This is a genomic window from Flavobacterium sp. LB2P53, assembly GCF_003970305.1.
In the GTDB taxonomy this organism is placed as follows: domain Bacteria; phylum Bacteroidota; class Bacteroidia; order Flavobacteriales; family Flavobacteriaceae; genus Flavobacterium.
In genome coordinates, this window is the sequence record NZ_RYDG01000014.1 from 26,299 (window position 1) to 43,135 (window position 16,837).

Annotated in this window: 17 protein-coding genes; 10 read left to right on the plus strand and 7 right to left on the minus strand. The window is 33.1% G+C overall.

What is annotated here, in order from left to right; all coding sequences use genetic code 11:
* The first annotated feature begins 5 nt into the window (after nucleotides 1-5).
* From EKL95_RS15250 to EKL95_RS13825, 5 genes are all read left to right on the plus strand, one after another.
* A complete protein-coding gene (locus EKL95_RS15250; protein WP_233588568.1) occupies nucleotides 6-263 on the plus strand; it encodes a hypothetical protein in 258 nt (85 codons plus the stop codon).
* A gap of 4 nt (nucleotides 264-267) precedes the next feature.
* Entirely contained in the window at nucleotides 268-495 is a 228-nt protein-coding gene (locus EKL95_RS13810) for a hypothetical protein (RefSeq protein ID WP_126463410.1), read from the plus strand.
* 2 nt (nucleotides 496-497) lie between these two features.
* Nucleotides 498-1,787, plus strand: coding sequence for a glycosyltransferase family 4 protein (locus tag EKL95_RS13815; RefSeq protein ID WP_126564440.1), 1,290 nt, complete (start codon nucleotides 498-500; stop codon nucleotides 1,785-1,787).
* A gap of 41 nt (nucleotides 1,788-1,828) precedes the next feature.
* Nucleotides 1,829-3,289: a lipopolysaccharide biosynthesis protein gene (locus EKL95_RS13820; RefSeq protein ID WP_126564441.1), complete on the plus strand. Its 1,461-nt coding sequence runs from the start codon at nucleotides 1,829-1,831 to the stop codon at nucleotides 3,287-3,289.
* 202 nt (nucleotides 3,290-3,491) lie between these two features.
* Nucleotides 3,492-3,791 carry a hypothetical protein gene (locus EKL95_RS13825; protein ID WP_126463404.1) on the plus strand — a complete coding sequence of 100 codons (300 nt, stop codon included), beginning with the start codon at nucleotides 3,492-3,494 and terminating at the stop codon, nucleotides 3,789-3,791.
* A gap of 3 nt (nucleotides 3,792-3,794) precedes the next feature.
* Here the strand turns inward: EKL95_RS13825 and uvrA are convergent, their stop codons facing one another.
* The gene (uvrA, locus tag EKL95_RS13830; RefSeq protein ID WP_126564442.1) at nucleotides 3,795-6,590 is read right to left on the minus strand and encodes an excinuclease ABC subunit UvrA; all 2,796 of its coding nucleotides are present in this window, start codon (nucleotides 6,588-6,590) and stop codon (nucleotides 3,795-3,797) included.
* 212 nt (nucleotides 6,591-6,802) lie between these two features.
* Between uvrA and EKL95_RS13835 the strand changes: the two genes are divergently transcribed.
* Complete coding sequence (locus EKL95_RS13835) at nucleotides 6,803-7,138, plus strand: hypothetical protein (RefSeq protein ID WP_317125168.1); 336 nt, start codon at nucleotides 6,803-6,805, stop codon at nucleotides 7,136-7,138.
* Between the two features lie 226 nt (nucleotides 7,139-7,364).
* Nucleotides 7,365-7,949 (plus strand): RNA polymerase sigma factor, encoded by a 585-nt coding sequence (locus EKL95_RS13840; RefSeq protein ID WP_126562083.1) that lies wholly within the window; start codon nucleotides 7,365-7,367, stop codon nucleotides 7,947-7,949.
* Nucleotides 7,950-8,236: 287 nt separating this feature from the next.
* Here the strand turns inward: EKL95_RS13840 and EKL95_RS13845 are convergent, their stop codons facing one another.
* The gene (locus tag EKL95_RS13845; RefSeq protein ID WP_126555464.1) at nucleotides 8,237-8,887 is read right to left on the minus strand and encodes an endonuclease III domain-containing protein; all 651 of its coding nucleotides are present in this window, start codon (nucleotides 8,885-8,887) and stop codon (nucleotides 8,237-8,239) included.
* Between the two features lie 77 nt (nucleotides 8,888-8,964).
* On the opposite strand from EKL95_RS13845, the gene bcp reads away from it, so the two are divergent.
* A complete protein-coding gene (bcp, locus tag EKL95_RS13850) occupies nucleotides 8,965-9,417 on the plus strand; it encodes a thioredoxin-dependent thiol peroxidase (protein WP_126564443.1) in 453 nt (150 codons plus the stop codon).
* A gap of 144 nt (nucleotides 9,418-9,561) precedes the next feature.
* On the opposite strand, the gene EKL95_RS13855 is transcribed toward bcp, so the two are convergent.
* A complete protein-coding gene (locus tag EKL95_RS13855; RefSeq protein ID WP_126463394.1) occupies nucleotides 9,562-11,025 on the minus strand; it encodes a TonB-dependent receptor in 1,464 nt (487 codons plus the stop codon).
* Nucleotides 11,026-11,119: 94 nt separating this feature from the next.
* On the opposite strand from EKL95_RS13855, the gene EKL95_RS13860 reads away from it, so the two are divergent.
* A complete protein-coding gene (locus tag EKL95_RS13860; protein WP_126564444.1) occupies nucleotides 11,120-11,884 on the plus strand; it encodes an MBL fold metallo-hydrolase in 765 nt (254 codons plus the stop codon).
* 11 nt (nucleotides 11,885-11,895) lie between these two features.
* Entirely contained in the window at nucleotides 11,896-12,396 is a 501-nt protein-coding gene (locus EKL95_RS13865) for a hypothetical protein (protein WP_126555469.1), read from the plus strand.
* Between the two features lie 51 nt (nucleotides 12,397-12,447).
* Here the strand turns inward: EKL95_RS13865 and EKL95_RS13870 are convergent, their stop codons facing one another.
* The 4 genes from EKL95_RS13870 to EKL95_RS13885 all read right to left on the minus strand — a co-directional run bounded on the left by EKL95_RS13870 (nucleotide 12,448) and on the right by EKL95_RS13885 (nucleotide 16,739).
* Nucleotides 12,448-13,098, minus strand: coding sequence for an alpha/beta hydrolase (locus EKL95_RS13870; RefSeq protein WP_126564445.1), 651 nt, complete (start codon nucleotides 13,096-13,098; stop codon nucleotides 12,448-12,450).
* A 4-nt stretch (nucleotides 13,099-13,102) separates the two neighbouring features.
* Nucleotides 13,103-13,441 carry a DUF4870 domain-containing protein gene (locus EKL95_RS13875; RefSeq protein ID WP_126564446.1) on the minus strand — a complete coding sequence of 113 codons (339 nt, stop codon included), beginning with the start codon at nucleotides 13,439-13,441 and terminating at the stop codon, nucleotides 13,103-13,105.
* 4 nt (nucleotides 13,442-13,445) lie between these two features.
* On the minus strand, nucleotides 13,446-14,699 hold the full coding sequence (locus EKL95_RS13880; protein WP_126564447.1) for a dihydroorotase: 1,254 nt from the start codon (nucleotides 14,697-14,699) through the stop codon (nucleotides 13,446-13,448).
* Nucleotides 14,700-14,810: 111 nt separating this feature from the next.
* Nucleotides 14,811-16,739, minus strand: coding sequence for a BatA domain-containing protein (locus EKL95_RS13885; protein ID WP_126564448.1), 1,929 nt, complete (start codon nucleotides 16,737-16,739; stop codon nucleotides 14,811-14,813).
* Nucleotides 16,740-16,837: the final 98 nt, after the last annotated feature.

Sequence of the window (16,837 nt, forward strand, 5' to 3'; positions counted from 1 at the left end):
ATACAATGCAATTTATTCCGGGACGGACAGATTTCACTCTAAATATTAATTTTAGATTGGATATTATGACTTCTGTTAAAGGTTTAGAAAATCAGCCTTTTGTAGTACTTTTAGAAAAAGCAAATATCATAGATATAGATGGAATTCCAGTGTTTTTTATTGATTATGATAATTTGATTATTTCCAAAAAAGCAGCTAATAGACTTAAAGATCAACTAGATATTGAAGAGTTGGAGAAACTAAATAACAAAAATATTTATTAAAATTATGATAGAATTATTCGGTTTAAAATCGTTTCAACAAATATTGTTGTTACTTTTTTTATTAGGTTTTATTTTTGGAGTATTGTTTGGTATTTACTTATTTATACCTGACAAATTTAAATATTATTCAGTAATCCCCGCTTTACCGGCTTTTTACATTATTTCAAAAGGATTGTATCAAAACAGTACTTTGTTTTTTACGGATTTAAAATCAATTACAACAAAATCCTAAACTTGGAACCAAAAAAAATTTTAATAATTACCTATTATTGGCCACCGGCTGGAGGACCTGGGGTACAACGTTGGCTAAAGTTTGTTAAGTATTTGCCAGATTTTGGCATTCAGCCGATTGTGTATATTCCGGAGAATCCAACTTATCCTATTGTTGATGAAAACTTGGTTAAAGAAGTTTCGGATAAGACCATTATTCTGAAACAGAAAATTTTTGAACCGTATCAACTGGCTTCGTTTCTTTCGAAAAACAAAACCCAAAAAATCAGTTCCGGGATTATTCCAAATCAAAAAAAACAATCTTTTCTGGATAAAACGTTTCTTTGGATTCGCGGGAATCTTTTTATTCCAGATGCACGTGTTTTTTGGGTAAAACCATCAGTTGCTTATCTGGAGAAATATATTGTAGAAAACAATATTGATACCATAGTTACTTCCGGACCACCGCACAGTCTGCATCTTATTGGAATGGAATTAAAACAGAAATTAGATTTAAAATGGTTTGCTGATTTCAGGGATCCATGGACCACTATTGGTTATCACAAATCCTTGCGATTGTCGAGTTTTGCTGCTAAAAAACACAAAGCACTAGAACACCAGGTTTTGAATACAGCCGATACCATTATAGTCACGAGTAAAACTACTAAAACTGAATTTGTAGCGATTACAAATAAGCCCATTGCGGTAATTACCAATGGGTATGATACGGAGCAAGTCGAAAAACAAGCGTTAGATTCTAAATTTTCTTTGGCACACATTGGTTCTTTTCTTTCCGAGAGAAATCCTCTGATTTTATGGGAGAGTTTGGTTGAATTAATTAATGAGATTCCGGAGTTCAAATCGCATGTAGAAATAAAGCTAATCGGAGCAGTCAGTCAAGAAGTTTTGGAAACTATGACGCAATTCGGGTTAAATTCCTATTTGAATAATTTGGGATATGTTTCGCATGCAGAAGCGATTGCACATCAAAGAAAATCCCAGGTTTTGTTGCTTGTCGAAATTAATTCTCAAGAGACTAAAAGCATTATCCCTGGAAAATTATTTGAATATATGGTTTCCAGCCGTCCAATTATTGCAATTGGTCCCAAAGGTTCTGATTTTGCCGAAATTATTACCACTACCAACACAGGCATATTTTTTGATTATTCGGAGAAAATGAAACTTAAAAGTGTAATTTTGGACTTTTATAATCAGTTTTTGGAAGGTAAATTGCAAGTAAATGGAGTTGGATTACAGCGTTATTCCAGAAAAAATCTTACAAAAGAATTGGTTGAACTGCTTAATAAAATATAAATTAAAAGTGAGATTGCTTTGTGTCTCGCAATGATAAAGAAATGGGAATAGTATTAAATCAATCTTTAAAGAATACAATAATTACCTATTTTGGTTTTGGTATTGGGGCAATAAATACACTTTATTTGTATCCGTTTTTTTTAGGAACAGTATTTTATGCTTTAACAAACTACATTCTTTCTTGGGCAAATATCATTATGCCTTTGCTGGCTTTTGGTATGCAAAATACGTTGGTGAAGTTTTATACCCAGTATAAAACAGAGGAAGAACGCTCTCAGTTTCTCTCGTTTACTGTATTAATTCCTTTCTTGTTGTGTATTCCTTTAGTATTGATTGGATTTTTCTTTTTTGAACCTATTTCATTATACTTGAGCAAAGAAAATCCTGTAGTTAAGGATTATTTATGGCTGATTCCTTTTATAGGACTTAGTATGGCTTATTTCGAGATCTTTTATGCTTGGGCCAGAGTGCACATGCATTCGGTTTTTGGAAATTTTGTGAAAGAGGTAGGGCTAAGATTATTTTCTTTATTTGCTTTGATTGGAGTCTATTATAAATGGATTACAGTAATAGAATTTATTTATGTTACTGCTATTATTTATTTTATGGCTTTTGCTATAACGATGTTTTATGCTTTCCGAATAAAAAAACCCGTATTTCAGTTCTCCATTCCTCAAAATGTTAAAGATGTTTTAGTATATACTTTTTTCATTATTTTATCAGGTAGTGTTGCGGTTATGTTGTTGGATATTGATAAAATTATGCTGAATCAATACATTAAAATTGAGAATATAGCCTATTATTCCGTTGCTACTTATATTGCATCTGTCATAGCAGTTCCCAGTAGGGCGATGCATCAAATTACATATCCCATAACGGCTAAGTTAATGCATGAGAATAAGCAGGATGAATTAAATGATTTGTACAAAAAAACATCAATTAATTTGCAAGTTGTAGGCGGTTTTGTAATGCTGTGTATTTTTGTCAATATCAACCAGTTGTATATAATGGTTCCAAAAGAGTATAGTGGAGGAATTCTAGTGGTATTTTTGATAGGGATTTCTAAATATTTTGATTTGATTTTAGGAAATAATAATGCTATTATTTTTAATTCAAAATACTACCGTATGGTCTTGTTTTTAGGTTTATTACTTGTTTTTCTAACAATAGGACTGAATATGTTTTTTATACCAAGATATGCTATAACAGGAACTGCTGTAGCTACTTTGTTATCAATAACGCTGTATAGTTTGGCTAAACTGCTTTTTGTAGTCAAGCGTATGCACTTGTATCCGTTTACAATACAGACATTATATTCACTTGCGATAACTTTTGTATTGTTCTTGATGTTTTATTTTTGGGAATTTCCTTTTCATCCAATCATAAGCATAGGATTAAAATCTATTTTAGTAGCCATTTTATATATTTATATTAATTACAAGTTTGTTATTTCAATAGAGATAAACGAAGCTCTGAATTTGGTTGTAAAAAAATTCACCTAAATATTATTTATTTTCGGATTGTTACGTATTAAGTCACTTATTTTCATGTATTTATAATTATTTTTTTTATATTTAATAAAAAATAGAAATGCAAAATATCACTAAAAGTGGGTATTGTGAAGTTCTAAAATTGCCATTATTTTTGTAAACGTCATTTTGTCACTACTAGTAAAAAAATTAGAGATAAATTATCTGAAATAATATGAAAAGCAATACAAGTATAACCGAGGAGAATTTTATAAAGTTTTCCTCCATCCTGGAAAATAAAACCAACCATGGATTTATAGTGTTGGAACGAAACGACAAGTTGCCCTTCGCTATTTTATTGAAAAAAAGAAAAAAAGTAGATCATCTTTTTAATTTTTGTATCTGTTGCATTACATTAGGACTGTGGTCCATCGCCTGGATTTATATTACACAGGTTTCCTCAAAAGCTAAAAAAATACTTGTAGCTATTGATGAAGATGGAAATACTTTTGAAGAGAAATGTTATATGGGATAATATTTATAATTTATCTTTCAAATATTTTCCCGTAACAGATTCTTTTATTTTAACAACTTGTTCCGGAGTTCCTACCGCCAATAATTTCCCGCCATTTTCCCCGCCCTCAGGCCCCAAATCAATAATCCAATCCGCACATTTTATTAAATCAAGGTTGTGTTCAATAACAATAATTGAATGTCCTTTATCAATCAATGCATCGAAAGACGCTAATAATTTTTTGATGTCATGAAAGTGCAGTCCCGTTGTAGGTTCGTCAAAAACAAATAAGGCTTTGTCTTTTGTAGCTCCTTTCACTAAGAATGAAGCCAGTTTTATTCGTTGGGCTTCGCCTCCGGACAGAGTAGAAGATGATTGGCCTAATTGAACATATCCCAATCCCACATCTTGCAAAGGCTGTAATTTTTGAGTAATTTTAGTCTGTTTATTTGCTATAAAAAAGGCAATAGCATCATCGATTGTCATCGTTAGTATATCGTGAATGTTTTTACCTTCAAAAGCGACTTCCAGTACTTCTTTTTTGAATCGTTTCCCGTTGCAGGTTTCACAAGGTAATTGTACATCAGCCATAAAAACCATTTCTACGTTGATAGCACCTTCCCCTTTACATGTTTCACATCTCCCTCCATCAACATTAAAAGAAAAATGTTTGGCTTGATAGCCTCTAATCGTTGATAGTTTTTGTTTAGCATACAATTCTCGGATATCATCATACGCCTTGATATACGTCACCGGATTAGAACGGGAACTTCTTCCTATTGGGTTTTGATCTACGTATTCTATGTGTTTAATTTGAGCAAAAGAACCGGTCATTTCAGTAAATTGTCCTGCTTTTTCACCTGCGTTTTCCAACTTTTTTTGCATGGCCGGAAAAAGGATTTTCTTAACAAGCGTACTTTTTCCACTTCCAGAAACTCCTGTAATAACCGTTAATACATCCAGTGGAAAAGTAACATCAATATTTTGTAAATTATTTTCTCGTGCTCCTTTTATGTCTATAAAATTCTTGAAAAGTCTTCGTTTTTTAGGGACGGTAATTTCTAAATCACCGTTTAGATATTTTGCTGTAAGTGAAGTAGATTTTAGTATTTCATCATAGGTTCCCTGCGCGACTAAATGCCCGCCTAAAGTTCCTGCTTCCGGACCTATATCAATAATCATATCAGCGGCTTTCATGATATCCTCATCGTGTTCTACCACAATGACCGTATTGCCTAAATCGCGTAACGATAACAATACTTTTATCAAACGTTCTGTATCTTTTGGATGTAAACCAATACTGGGTTCATCCAAGATATACATTGAACCCACTAAGCTGCTCCCTAATGAAGTGGCTAAGTTGATGCGTTGTGATTCACCTCCAGAAAGTGTTGCAGAATTTCTGTTTAATGTAAGGTAGTCTAATCCTACTTCGGTTAAAAACGATAGACGGTTGTTGATTTCAACCATTAATCGCTTCGCAATTTGCTTTTCATACACATCTAAATCAATGTTTTCGAAAAAGGTTACCAGATGTTTAATCGGTAAATCAACTAAATCAGAAACCGTTTTTGCGTTTATTTTCACGTAGGAAGCTTCTACTCTCAAGCGTTTTCCTTTGCAGGAATGGCATTTGGTTTTGCCTCGATAGCGCGAAAGCATTACTCTGTTTTGAATTTTATAATTTTTTTCTTCCAGTTCTTTAAAAAAATCATTCAGCCCTTGAAAGTAGCTATTTCCATTCCAAATTAGTTCTTTTTGATCCTCAGACAACTCATAATACGGTTTGTGTATTGGAAAATCAAATTTGTAGGCATTATTTACTAATTCGTCGCGAAACCAGCTCATACTTTCTCCTCGCCAAGGGAAGATTGCGTTTTCATAAACAGACAAAGTGGTATTTGGCACGACTAATTCGGAATCAATTCCTATAATATTTCCATATCCTTCACAAACGGGACATGCTCCATACGGATTATTGAAGCTGAACAAATGAACGTTGGGTTCTAGAAATGTAATACCATCCAACTCAAAATTATTGGAGTAGGAATACTTTTTATCAGCGTTTAATTCTTGTAAATGGCAGATCCCTTTTCCTTCAAAGAAAGCAGTTTGCACCGCATCAGCAAGACGATTGTAGAATTCTTCTTCTCCGGAAGTATCGTGATTGACTACAATTCGGTCAATGATTAAGAATATTTCTTTTTTATCTAGTGAATCCGGTAAGTCGTCCAGACGAACCATTTCGTTATTCACTAATATTCGGGCAAAACCTTGCTGTAATAGGACCTTTAGTTTGTCTTCCAGTTTTCGCCCTTCTTCCAGATGAATCGGAGCAAGCAGCAACCATTTGCTGTTTATTGCAAATGTTTTGACATCGGTAACGACATCGGTAACGTTATTTTTTTTGACTTCCCGACCAGAAATAGGCGAATACGTGCGTCCAATTCTGGCAAAAAGCAATTTTACATAATCGTATATTTCGGTTGAGGTTCCTACAGTAGAGCGGGCATTGGTAGTATTCACCTTTTGTTCAATAGCAATTGCCGGAGCAATTCCTTTGATGTATTCCACTTTAGGTTTATCCAATCGTCCAAGAAATTGTCTCGCATACGAAGATAAACTTTCTACATAACGGCGTTGTCCTTCGGCATATAAAGTATCAAAAGCCAAGCTTGATTTTCCAGAACCCGAAAGTCCCGTGATAACCACTAATTTATTGCGGGGAATGGCGACGTCTACATTTTTTAGGTTGTGTACTTGCGCTCCTTTTATAATAATATTTTTCTTTGGATCTAGTTTCGAAAGGTCAACTTGCATAAAAATGATAATTTTTACAAAAGTAATCAATTTTGAACAGAGAAAAGGGAATGAACAACTCACAAATAATCATAAAAAGCACGGTTGAAAAGTGCTTTTCTTCTTGTATCGTTTTAATGTTTTCAATCCAATAAATAAATACTATTTTTAATTTTATTTTTGAAAAATTAATAACAAGAACTTTTGAAAACAAAATTATATTTAATATCTTTTTGTATTTTTCGCAAGAGCTACCGCCAATTGTAAAATATTTCTCTACTACTTATGGTGCAGGAAATCTAAACTGGATGATTTCTCAAGATCAAAATCATTATGTTTTCTTTGCAAACTATGAGGGATTATTAGAATTTAATGGATCTAATTGGGAATTGTATCCATCACCAAATGAAACTATTGTTCGTTCTGTAAAAGTGATTGGAAATAAGATTTTTACTGGTTGTTATATGGAATTTCAGTTTTGGAAAAAACGAATAATTAGTGGAGTTTTAGAAATAAAATTGGCGAATTTGATTATTCTGCTAAATATTTTGAAATTACAAACAACTTGAATGTATTCATCGGCATGCTATTTGTGTTGTAAATGTGAAAAAACAAGAAAAATTTTAACAAATTTCAATGAACATCTGTTAATTTATATTAATTTTACTTGGATCTTAAAATAATAATTGGTTAAATTTGAAAACTTTAATAAACCTAAAAACTCTTTAGCCTATATACAAAACTACTTTTTAGAGAAAACTCTCCAATTTTAATTAAAAACTAAAAAGTATAATTATGGTTAATATACAACTCCCTGACGCATTATTGGTAAAGGAATACATCTCAGGTAATGAGGATGCCTTAGCTAAATTGATAAAAAGGCATGAATCAAAAATTTTTGGTTTTATATATTCTAAAATTCCGGATAGAGATATTACCAAAGACATTTTTCAGGATACTTTTATCAAAGTAATAAAAACTTTAAAATCAAATTCGTATAATGAAGAAGGTAAATTTTTACCTTGGGTAATGCGTATTTCCCATAATCTGGTTGTTGATCATTACCGAAAAACTAAAAAAATGCCCATGTTCAGAGAAACGGAAGAGTTTTCCATTTTCTCAATTATGTCCGATGATTCGTTGACCATAGAAAACAAAATAATATCGGAACAAGTCGAACTGGATTTAAAAAAACTAATAGAAGAACTTCCTGCTGATCAAAAAGAAGTTTTGGTGATGCGAATGTACCAGGATATGAGTTTTAAGGAAATTTCAGAGACAACAGGAGTGAGTATCAATACCGCCTTAGGGAGAATGCGTTACGCTTTGATGAATTTGAGAAAAGTGATTGATAAACACCAAATTGTTTTGACTAATTGACAATATACTGAAACTTGCTGCGTTGTAATAGAAAACAAATTTGTATTACTCTATGGCAAAAACTTACTCAAAAAAATCATTAGTTTCTCAAACAATGAAACCCAGTAAAGAAACAATTTCTTTTTTATTAAGCTATTCTAAGGCGTTAAGCATACTGAAAATAGACAATAAAAATTTCGAAATTATATCGAATTGACCAAGAAATAGCAGCTTTCCTATTTTATTTGGATTGTAAAAGACTAGAAAACCGCTTATTCCATTTGGAAGCAGCGGTTTTTTAGCATACTTTATTTTTTATAATATGTATCAATAACCGTTTTTCGGCCAATAGTTTTAGTAATAATATCCTGATCTAAATCCCAGCCACGAGCCGGAGAATATTCTCTTCCGTACCAAATAATTTGAAGATGCAGGTCATTCCAAATTGCTTCAGGAAAAAGGCGTTTAGCATCTTTCTCTGTTTGAACTACGTTTTTCCCATTGGTTAAATTCCAGCGGTACATCAAGCGATGAATGTGTGTGTCAACCGGAAAGGCTGGAACTCCAAAAGCTTGGGACATCACAACACTGGCCGTTTTATGTCCTACCGCGGGTAATTCTTCCAGAAATTCAAAACTCTGAGGTACTTTTCCGCCATGTTTGTCAATTAATATATGGGATAAACCATGAATTCCTTTTGATTTCATTGGCGATAAGCCACAAGGCCGAATGATTTCCTTAATTTCTTCGACAGACATTTTGATCATATCAAACGGATTATCTGCTTTTGCAAAAAGTAAAGGAGTGATTTTATTTACTTGAATATCCGTACATTGTGCGGATAATAAAACGGCAATCAGCAACGTATACGGGTCTTTATGATCCAAGGGAATTGGAATCGTAGGATATAGTTTTTTTAACGTATTTATAACAAAAATTACACGTTCCTGTTTATTCATTATTTATTAAATTTGATTGGTAAAGAAAAACAATTTCGGCGGCATTAGCAAAATTCAAATTCAAATCAATAAAAATAATGACAACATTAAAAAAAGGAGATAAAGCACCTGATTTTTCAGGTCTGGATCAAGATGGAAAATTACATCAATTAACAGATTATGCAGGTAAAAAATTAGTAATTTTCTTTTATCCAAAAGCAAATACGCCAGGATGTACAGCCGAGGCTTGTGACTTAAGAGATAATTTCGAGCGATTTGAAGCAAACAATTATGCTCTTCTGGGCGTTAGTGCCGATGCTCAAAAAGCACAGGCCAAGTTTAAGGAAAAGTATAACTTTCCTTTTCCATTACTTGCAGATGAAGACAAATCAGTGATACAGGCTTTTGGGGTTTGGGGTCCCAAGAAATTTATGGGAAAAGAGTATGACGGGATCCACAGGACTACTTTTGTAATTGATGAAAACGGGATTATTGATGAGGTTATCTCGGCTGTAAAAACCAAAGTGCATGCTACTCAGATACTAAAATAAGGATTCCGTGGTGTCATCCTTTATTGCATTTGCAAATATAAATGCAAACCAACTTTTAATAATAAACAAAGTCCAGATCTGCGGTTTTAATCGACCCCAGCTCTAGACTTTGTTTTTAATTTAACTCAAAATTTGACTACTGATTCACGAATTGATTTCCTTCAAAACTTTATTAGGATCAAATCCAAAAAGTCTGTGTTCCTTAATTATTTCTGCAATACCAGGGGGAAGCATTGTTTCCCAACCAGGCTTTCCATTATTAATCATATTTAAAACTTCACGAGAGAACACCTCTAAAATAGAGGGATCATAATCATCTATATCAACTACTTTTCCGTTGAATTTAAAGAATTTATAGAGTTCTTTCATTCTTGGGTGTACTTTTAAATTTTCGGAGGTGATTATTTCTCCATTTTCCCCAATCATTGGATACAAGAATACTTTCATGTCGCGGTAGAATAATTTCCCGAAAGCTTCCAGAATTCCGCCACTTAAATGACGGTAATATTTCTCGTCAAAAATATCTATTAAATTATTCACACCCATGGCTAATCCCATTCTGGCTTTGGTATAATTAGCAAAATACTCCACTACCTTGTAATATTCCTGAAAATTTGAAATCATTACGGTTTGTCCAAGTGAACAGAGTAATTCAGCTCGATCCATAAAATCTCTTTCATCGATTTCTCCATCAGATCGTAGGTTGGATAATGTAATTTCAAAAATCACTAATGTGTTTTCCGGACTGACCTTGTTCTCATTTAAAAACATTTTTAATGATTTCTCATACATGTCCATGTTGACTTTTGTAACCGGACGAAAACTACCCCTAAAAGCAAGGATGTTTTTCTTGTATAATATAGCAGCAGGAAGTATGTTTATTCCATCAGGATTAAACATAACGGCATCAGTCATTCCATTTTTGACTAATTGTAAACTCATCAAACGATTATCAACATCAGCAAAACGTGGACCTGAGAAATTTATGGTGTCTATTTCTAATTGATCTTTGTCTAAATGGTCATACAAATAACGCAAGAGACGTTTGGGATCATTGTATTTGTAATACGCCCCGTAAATTAAATTTACGCCCAGAATACCCAATGTTTCCTGTTGCAAACGCACATCAGTTTCTTTAAATCGAATGTGAAGAATAATTTCATTATAATCCTCATCCGGCTCAATTTGATAACTAATACCAACCCAGCCATGTCCTTTGAATTGTTTGGCAAAGTCAATAGTGGCCACGGTATTCGCATAGCTAAAAAACATTTTATTAGGATGTTTTTCTCTGCTTAGCCTTTTTTCTATTAGATTTACTTCATGAGAAAGCATTTTTTTGAGTCGACTTTCAGTCACATAACGACCGTCCTCTTCAATTCCATAAACGGCATCGCTAAAGTCTTTGTCATAGGCTGACATTGCTTTTGCAATTGTACCTGACGATCCACCAGATCTAAAAAAATGTCTTACAGTTTCCTGTCCAGCGCCAATTTCTGCAAAAGTTCCATAGATATTTTCGTTCAAATTGATACGAAGTGCTTTATCTTTGACTGAAGGGATTTGTTCGATGATTTTATCACCTTTTAATTTTATTTCTGTATCCATTTTCTTTTAATATGGCTAATATTTTGTAAAGTTAGTTAAATAGGTTTCTAATGAAAGGGAATTAACCCTATTTTTGCAAATAAAATAAAGAAAGTTGACGGTATATTTTTTAGGAACTGGTACATCACAAGGCATTCCTGTTATTGGTAGTAATCATCCTGTTTGTAAAAGCTCTGATTCTAAAGATAAAAGACTGCGCGTCTCTGTATGGATTTCTTGGGAGAATTATTCTTTTGTAATTGATTGCGGACCTGATTTCAGACAGCAAATGCTTGCGTCAAATTGCCAGAAAGTAGATGGTATTTTATTTACTCATGAACATGCGGATCATACCGCAGGAATCGATGATATTCGGCCTTTTAATTTCAAACAAGGAAAAATTCCAATTTATGCACATCAACGGGTTATAACTAATCTAAAAAAACGTTTCGATTATGTTTTTGAAACGGTCAATAAATATCCCGGTGCGCCTTCTGTTACAACTATTGAAGTTGTCAACAACCAGTCATTTGCCATTGGCAACAAAACGGTTGTCCCCATCAGTGTCATGCATGGAAATCTTCAGGTTTTTGGGTATCGAATTGATGATTTTGCCTACTTAACGGATGTGAAAACTATTGAAAAAAGTGAAATAGTCAAGTTAAAAAATCTAAAGGTATTGGTTGTGAATGCTTTACGGGAAGAGTCTCATGAAACGCATTTCAATTTAAAAGAAGCGTTGGATTTTATAGCTTTGGTCCAACCAGAAAAAGCCTATCTTACACATATTAGTCATATCATGGGGTATCACGAGGAGGTTCAAAAAAATCTCCCCGAGCATGTTTATCTCGCCTATGATAATCTAGAAATTAAAATTTAATTATATTTAAAATGAAAAATTCATTATTCCTGTACCTTACTATTCTGGCTGTGCTTTCTACTGTTTTTACGTATATGTTTTTGAGTAAACAAGTAGTATTTGAGCAAACTAGATATGAAAAAACCACTAAAAAATTAAGAGACAGTCTGAGTTTGGTTTCGAATCAATTAGTGGATGCCAACTATTTTTCTTTGGAAAAAAATGAGAATGCTCAAAATTATTTTGATACTACAAGCGCTAACAAAACAATTCAATACGAGAAATTGATTCCTTTCGTCACTGAAAAATTATTGGATTTGAACGCCAACCCAAAGGGAAATCCGTATACGGGTCAAGATCAAATTAGCACAAATAAATTTATTATTAACAAAGTCAAAATACTAAACCACAGATGGATTATTGCTGATTATAGTGATGGTGAAATTTGGGGTGAAGTTTTGTTGAAATATTTTGTCAATGAAGATAAAAGTATTTCTTTTGAGGTCAATCAATCGTTGTTGTACCAAAAATAATTAAGGTGCCGTATTCCGTTTATAAAGACCTGAATACGGCACAAATATTATTTATTCATTCTCTAAAATCCAGTTTTTGAAGTCATAAAAATTCTGTGGAGCAACTCCATGACCTATAGGATATTCTTTGTAGGTTATATTTATCCCTAAATTTTCTACTATTGCTGGTGTTTTTCTAGCCCATTCAACTGGAATTACTTGATCCACTGTTCCATGTGAAGCAAATATTTTCAGGGTATGAAAGTTGTTTTTTAGGTAATCCTCAGTGACAATTTCTAAATTTAAGTACCCGCTCATCGCAACTACTTTCTGAACCTTTTCAGGGTACGAAAGTGCAACTGCATAACTCAATATAGATCCTTGGCTGAAGCCAATCAATGTGACTTTCTCAGTATTTATGGGGTAGGTTTGAATTAATTCATCAATAAATCCGGCAATTAAATCTCTTGAAACTTTGGCTTGATCGTGATCCGAAAATTTATTTTGATCCGCATCAAAATTGATTGCATACCATGCATATGCACCGTATTGCATGTTATAAGGCGCACGTGCTGAAACAATATAATATTCATCAGGAAGCTCGGTTGCAAATGAAAATAAATCGTCTTCATTGCTGCCGTATCCGTGCAATAAAAGTAAAAGTGGATTTTCGTCTAATTTTATTTTAGGTTCTCGTATTTTATATTCTAAAGATAAATTCATGGGATTATGAGATGTTTGATAACCATTTTTGATAATACGTTCCCAATAATGGAACCGGTTTTGTTTCTCCTTTTATAGCACTGGTAATACCGTAAGACCATAAAACAAATACGAAAATCCACATGGGAGCCGAAATCATTAGGCTGTCAAAATTGCTGATGATTAATCCCAGAGATATGAATGTTAAAGTAAGTCCCAGTCCTTGACGGATGTGAAATGAAGCAAATTCATTTTTGTCCTCGGAGTTTATAGACATGGCAATAAATACGCCAATTCCTAAAATATAACTGGTGATTGCGGCCGTCTTTCCTGACTCTGAATTATTATTATTAATAGTATTCATTTTTTTATGCTAAAATTAATTTTCCTTGATTCACAATTCCGTACACTTTACCTCTTAGTTCAGTTCCTAAAAAAGCAGTGTTTTTAGATTTGGATAAAATGGATGATTTTGTAAAAATGCTTTTTGGTTCCGGATTAAATAAGGTAATATTTGCTTTTGAACCTTGATTAATTGATACTGTTTCGATGCCAAAAGTTGTTTTTCCTGAAGTGAGTTTTTCTATTACGGTTTCTAATGGCAAAACAGTCATCAAAGCTCCAAAAGCACTTTCCAGACCAATAGTTCCATTCTTGGCTCCATCAAATTCCATTTTTTTGTGCTCAATATCCATCGGATTATGGTCGGATGTAATCATATCGATCGTTCCGTCTTTTATTCCTTCCAGTAATGCTTTCCTATCGGTTTCAGTTCTAAGCGGTGGAGAAATTTTATAACGGGTATCAAAACCTTCCAGTTTTTCATCAGTTAGAACTAAATGATGTACTGCCACGCTGCACGTTACATTTAGTCCGTTAGCTTTAGCCTCTTTGATTAATTGTACTGATTTTTTAGTAGAAATGGTTGGAATATGAAGTTTTCCGCCGGTATATTCTAACAGAAATAAATTCCGTGCAATTTGTATTTCTTCGGCAAGATTTGGAATTCCTTTCAAACCCAGTCGGGTCGAAACTATGCCTTCATTGGCCACTCCATTTCCTTTTATATTTTCGTCTTGGGAAAAAGCAAGAATCAATCCATCAAAATCCTGAACGTATTGTAAGGCTATTTTTAGCAAATTAGCATTATCTAAACTTTTATTATAATCTCCAAAAGCAACGGCTCCCGCTTTTTTCATATCATATAATTCAGCCATGTCTTTTCCTGCACTTTCTTTGCTCAAAGCGCCGATAGGATACAGTTGAGTTGCAAATCCTTGTGCTTTGTTCAAAACAAAATTGACTTGGGATTGATTGTCAATAATAGGAAAGGAGTTGGGTTGTAATGCGATTGCCGTGAAACCACTTTTGGCAGCTACGGTAAGTCCGTTTGATATGGTTTCACGGTCCTCAAAACCAGGCTCTCCAAGCGAAACGCTACTGTCAAACCAGCCTTGGGAGACATGTAAATTATCGAGTTGTATTTCGTCTGCTTTATCCAGATTTGGGAGCCAGGTTCCAATTTTTTGTATAAAACCGTCAACAATTAAAATATCTGCAGTCTTATTATGAAAGGTACTTTTCGAATCGATAATTTTGGCGTCTCTGAGGATTAATTTCATATGTAGATACTATTTGTTTTTTTGATTGAATATGAAATTTGCATTGACTTTTATGACTAAAGTACATTCATGCTCATTTTATATTGATTTTTAAGTATTGAACTTCGTTATTTACTTTACGAATCGTATAATTGCCATTTCGGTTATTAGAAATAACAGTGCAAAGATAACAAACCATTTCCAAATTTGATTATCAGTTCTGTCAGTTTGTAAAGTGTCAAAGAACGATGGTATTGATTCGATTGTTTTATAGTCAGAAAGAATAGTCTCATTGGCTGAAGCCAAATCACTTTCGGTTCGGTTGTAATTGAAACTAATGTTTTCAATCCACTCTTTTGTATTGTAAATGCTGAAATTCCCTGCTTGTATTGGATAATCATTGAAAGTCATTTTGACTTTATTATTCAGAATTTGTTGGATAGGAATAAATTGTTCGTCTAAGCCTTTTGCCGTTAAAATAGCGCCTTTGTTTAGCGATGCTTCTATAAAATGCGGGTTGTTATTACCAATTATCAAGGCATTTACTCCGTTGTTTTGATTGTGCATCGCCATCTTGTAAAATGTAGGTACAATTAATGGAGATTGCTGAAAATTTGAATTTTGGATGTTAATAGGAGCAGCAAAAAAACTAACTGCTGAAACCGAATTTGCTATCGATGTCAAGAAAACGCTTTGGTCTTCATAAGACAAAGCAGCAGGAGAGGAACTGGATATTACAAAAGATTTTTTTGTCTTTGGATATTGAAAATTAGTCACTTTGTTTTCAAAAACACTATGGAATATAGGATGATTGAAGTTGATTTTAGTAATCAGTTTTTCTCTGTTTTCTAAAGAACTAAATTTGAGGTTTCCAAAATTCGACAAAAAAGAATTTATATTGGTAATGGAACTTATCGCCGAAGGAATCACAATTAAATTGCCGCCTTTTTCTACAAAAGAGTTCAAAGTGGTTATCAAAGCTTGCGGAATTTCATCCAATTCATTAAGAATAATTGCGTCTTGTTCTTCCAGTTTATTATAGTCTAAGGTGCTTAAGGTATAATTGTTATAATTGAATTCTTCACTGGTATAAATTCTGGAAAGGAAGTTGCTTTTCGCTAGTTCTCCAATGCTGATAATGTTGGTTTTCTTCGTTTTTGAAATACTGAAAAACAACGTGTTGTCATAAGACAAACCATTGTCAACTATAGAAAAATAACCATGAAAGGATTGTTTAGGAATCGTGAAACTGAGGTTTTTTTTCTTTGTGTCTAAAGTTGTTATCGTTTTAGCAATAAGCTTGTTTTCATTGTATAGAGAAATTGGAATCGGGTTGAAATTCTTGCCATAACTGGATATTTGGACACTAATTTCATAAAAATTTTCTACTGTTTTATGGATGAAAACGCTGTCAATAGAAACATTGTTTTTTTGTTCTGCTTTTGGAATTATAAATGAAGGAGAATCAGTTGCATCACTATTTTTCAGTTGTTTTTCATCAAGACCTACCGCATCCGTAATGATGACGATATCTTTATTAAAAGCTGATTTATGCGCTTTTATTTTTGCCATTATATTGTCTAATTGGAACGGAGTTGGGCTGTATTTTAGATTTTGTAAAGCACTACGAACAGATTTTATATCCGTGTTCCAATAATTTTCGGAATTGGTAATTAAAGAAAAATTTACATTTTCCGGAGTTTCTTCAAGTAATTCCTGAACCGCTCTTTTTAATAATTCCCCTTTTTTGCCTTTGGCTTGCATGCTAAAAGAATTGTCCAAAATAATATACAATTCATTGGTGGCATTTTTGCTGTCTTGGGACTCGAAAAAAGGTTGCGAAAATGCGAAAATAAGGCAAGTTAGAAGTAATAAACGACAGGCGAGAAGCAACCATTTTTTGATTTTAGAGCTTTTTCTGGTTTGAATTGAAAGTGCTTTTAAGAACCGAACATTGGTGAAATATTCTTTTTTGAAATGGCGTAATTGAAACAAATGAACCAAAATTGGAACAATCAACAAGAACAGAAAGTATAAAATTTCGGGATGTTTAAAATGCATTCTGAGGTTGAGTTTACTTTACTGTATTTTGTTTTCAACGGTGTTCATTGAATTTCAGGAATCAAAAATACAAATTTGTTGACAGTTTTAGATGAAGT

What these genes read in the sequence shown, in the direction of transcription:
- EKL95_RS15250 (WP_233588568.1), top strand. Translation starts at nt 6, where the DNA reads ATGCAATTTATTCCGGGACGGACAGATTTCACTCTAAATATTAATTTT.
- EKL95_RS13810 (WP_126463410.1), top strand. Translation starts at nt 268, where the DNA reads ATGATAGAATTATTCGGTTTAAAATCGTTTCAACAAATATTGTTGTTA.
- EKL95_RS13820 (WP_126564441.1), top strand. Translation starts at nt 1,829, where the DNA reads ATGGGAATAGTATTAAATCAATCTTTAAAGAATACAATAATTACCTAT.
- EKL95_RS13825 (WP_126463404.1), top strand. Translation starts at nt 3,492, where the DNA reads ATGAAAAGCAATACAAGTATAACCGAGGAGAATTTTATAAAGTTTTCC.
- uvrA (WP_126564442.1), bottom strand. Translation starts at nt 6,590, where the DNA reads ATGCAAGTTGACCTTTCGAAACTAGATCCAAAGAAAAATATTATTATA.
- EKL95_RS13840 (WP_126562083.1), top strand. Translation starts at nt 7,365, where the DNA reads ATGGTTAATATACAACTCCCTGACGCATTATTGGTAAAGGAATACATC.
- EKL95_RS13845 (WP_126555464.1), bottom strand. Translation starts at nt 8,887, where the DNA reads ATGAATAAACAGGAACGTGTAATTTTTGTTATAAATACGTTAAAAAAA.
- bcp (WP_126564443.1), top strand. Translation starts at nt 8,965, where the DNA reads ATGACAACATTAAAAAAAGGAGATAAAGCACCTGATTTTTCAGGTCTG.
- EKL95_RS13855 (WP_126463394.1), bottom strand. Translation starts at nt 11,025, where the DNA reads ATGGATACAGAAATAAAATTAAAAGGTGATAAAATCATCGAACAAATC.
- EKL95_RS13865 (WP_126555469.1), top strand. Translation starts at nt 11,896, where the DNA reads ATGAAAAATTCATTATTCCTGTACCTTACTATTCTGGCTGTGCTTTCT.
- EKL95_RS13870 (WP_126564445.1), bottom strand. Translation starts at nt 13,098, where the DNA reads ATGAATTTATCTTTAGAATATAAAATACGAGAACCTAAAATAAAATTA.
- EKL95_RS13875 (WP_126564446.1), bottom strand. Translation starts at nt 13,441, where the DNA reads ATGAATACTATTAATAATAATAATTCAGAGTCAGGAAAGACGGCCGCA.
- EKL95_RS13880 (WP_126564447.1), bottom strand. Translation starts at nt 14,699, where the DNA reads ATGAAATTAATCCTCAGAGACGCCAAAATTATCGATTCGAAAAGTACC.
- EKL95_RS13885 (WP_126564448.1), bottom strand. Translation starts at nt 16,739, where the DNA reads ATGCATTTTAAACATCCCGAAATTTTATACTTTCTGTTCTTGTTGATT.